This window comes from Streptomyces sp. SID11385 (assembly GCF_010548245.1).
Taxonomy (GTDB): Bacteria; Actinomycetota; Actinomycetes; order Streptomycetales; family Streptomycetaceae; genus Streptomyces.
In genome coordinates this window covers 1-2235 of the sequence record NZ_JAAGLR010000766.1, presented here as the reverse complement: position 1 = coordinate 2235, position 2235 = coordinate 1, and the positions used below count along the sequence as shown (strand labels likewise).

The following is a 2235-nucleotide window of genomic DNA, read 5'->3' as shown; positions in this document are numbered from 1 at the left end:
CCCGCCGGGCGCCGCCGCGGCACCCGCCTCGCGGTCCTCGGCGCGCTCGCCGCCTCCGGGGTCCTCGTCCTCGCGGGCCCCGCCGCCGCGCACGTCACCGTCGCCCCGCAGGGGACCGCCGCCAAGGGCGGCTACGCGACCGTCAACTTCAAGGTGCCCAACGAGCGCGACAACGCCTCGACCGTGAAGCTGGAGGTCAACCTCCCCACCGACCACCCGCTCGCCTCCGTGCAGCCGCAGCCGGTCCCCGGCTGGACCGTGAAGGTCACCGAGACCAAGCTCGACAAGCCGGTCGAGATGCACGGCGAGAAGGTCACCGAGGCCCCCTCGAAGATCACCTGGACCGCGGACGGCAAGGGCGTTGAGCCCGGTCAGTTCCAGCAGTTCCCGCTCTCGCTCGGGCCCCTGCCGGAGGACGCGGACCAGCTCGTCTTCAAGGCCCTCCAGACGTACTCCAACAAGGAGGTCGTCCGGTGGATCGAGGAGCCGAAGAGCGACGGCAGCGAGCCGGACGACCCCGCGCCGGTGCTCGTGCTGAGCGCCGCGGCCGATGACGCCCACGGCTCGGCGGCGAACGGCTCGGCGAGCGACGGCAAGACCGGGACCGCCGCGGGCGGGGACGAGGGCGGTCACGACAAGACCGCGACCGCTTCCTCCGACAGCGACGGCGACTCGTCCGACACCACCGCGCGCGTCCTCGCCGTCGTCGGCATCGTCGTCGGCGCGGCCGGGGTGGCCTTCGGGGTGCTCGCGGGCCGCCGTCGCGCCGCCACCACCGACTGATTCACTGCGGGCGGGGCGCCCCTCGCGGCGCCCCGCCCCACCTCCCTCTCCTCACTTCAGGACTCTGCACATGCGCACCACCAGCCCCGCCCGCCTCCGCCGCTCGACGCTCCTCGCCGCCTCGTTCGTCACCGCCGCCGCGCTCACCCTCGGCGCCTGCGGCGGCAGCGACGACGACGGCGACAAGAAAGGCAGCGCCATCGTCGACGTCTCCGCCGCCCCCGGCTCGCAGAAGGCGGCGACCGTGCTCGACCAGCCCTTCACGAAGCCGGACCTCGTCCTCACCGACACGGCGGGCAAGAAGTTCGATCTCCGGGAGCGGACGGCCGGAAAGCCGACACTCGTCTACTTCGGCTACACGAACTGCCCCGACGTCTGCCCGCTCACCATGAGCAACATCGCCATCGCCGCGAAGAAGCTGCCCGCCGCCGAGCGCGCGAAGCTCCAGGTCGTCTTCGTCACGACCGACCCGAAGCGCGACACCCCGAAGGCCCTCGGCTCCTGGCTCAAGGGCCAGGACCCCGACTTCATCGGCCTCACCGGCGACTTCGACTCCATCCAGGCGGGCGCCCGCCAGCTCGGCATCAGCGTCGAGCCCGCGCACAAGGACAAGAACGGCAAGACCGTCTCCACCCACGGCACCCAGGTCGTCGCCTTCTCGCCGAAGACCGACAAGGGCTACGTCCTATACGGCGAGCAGGCCACCGCCGACGACTACACGAAGGACCTGCCGAAGCTCGTCGAAGGACGCAAGCCGTGACGGCGGGGGGACGGGTACGGAACCCGGGCGGGGCCTCCGGGATACGGGGCGCGCGCGGCGTCTCCGGGGTACGGGGCGCGCGGGGGACGGCCACGCGCCGGACGCGTATACGAGGCGCGCGCGGCGGTACGGCGCTGCTCGCGCTCCTCGCCGGAGGGCTCGCCCTCACCCTCACCGCCTGCGGCGACGGCGGCGGGGCCGACGACGCGAAGCCCGCGCTGAAGGTCACCACCGGCTACGTACCGCAGCCCGTCGGGCACGACATGGCCGCCGGTTTCTTCGTCGTCACCAACAAGGGCGGCGCCGACCGCCTCACCTCCGTGACCAGCCCGCTCGCCGCGGAGGTGACCCTGCACAGCACCAAGGACGGCGAGATGCGCGAGCAGGACTCCTTCGCGGTCCCGGCACACGGCCGTCTCGACTTCGCGCGCGGCGGCAACCACCTCATGTTCGAGCGGCTCCGGCACACGCCGAAGCGCGGGGAGACCGTGACGGTCACGCTGCACTTCGCGAAGTCCGGCGCCGTCAAGGCCGTTCTGCCGGTGAAGGAGACGACCTACCAGCCGCCCTCGGCGGGAGACACGCAGGACAAGCAGTGAGGAGCACCCGATGCGCAGCCCCGCACCACTCGCTCTGAGCACCGCCCGCGCCCCGGGAGCCGGCCGCGCCCCCGGGGGCGGCCGGCCCGGTGC

3 protein-coding genes are annotated in these 2235 nt (G+C 73.2%); all 3 read left to right on the top strand.

Annotated features, from left to right (window positions below):
- Positions 1–783 (top strand): YcnI family protein (locus G3I42_RS23695; protein ID WP_164289085.1); only part of this gene is annotated, 783 nt, incomplete at its 5' end.
- Between the two features lie 70 nt (positions 784–853).
- Positions 854–1543: an SCO family protein gene (locus G3I42_RS23690; protein WP_164289083.1), complete on the top strand. Its 690-nt coding sequence runs from the start codon at positions 854–856 to the stop codon at positions 1541–1543.
- A 134-nt stretch (positions 1544–1677) separates the two neighbouring features.
- Complete coding sequence (locus G3I42_RS23685; protein ID WP_203607233.1) at positions 1678–2142, top strand: copper chaperone PCu(A)C; 465 nt, start codon at positions 1678–1680, stop codon at positions 2140–2142.
- The last annotated feature ends 93 nt before the right edge of the window (positions 2143–2235 follow it).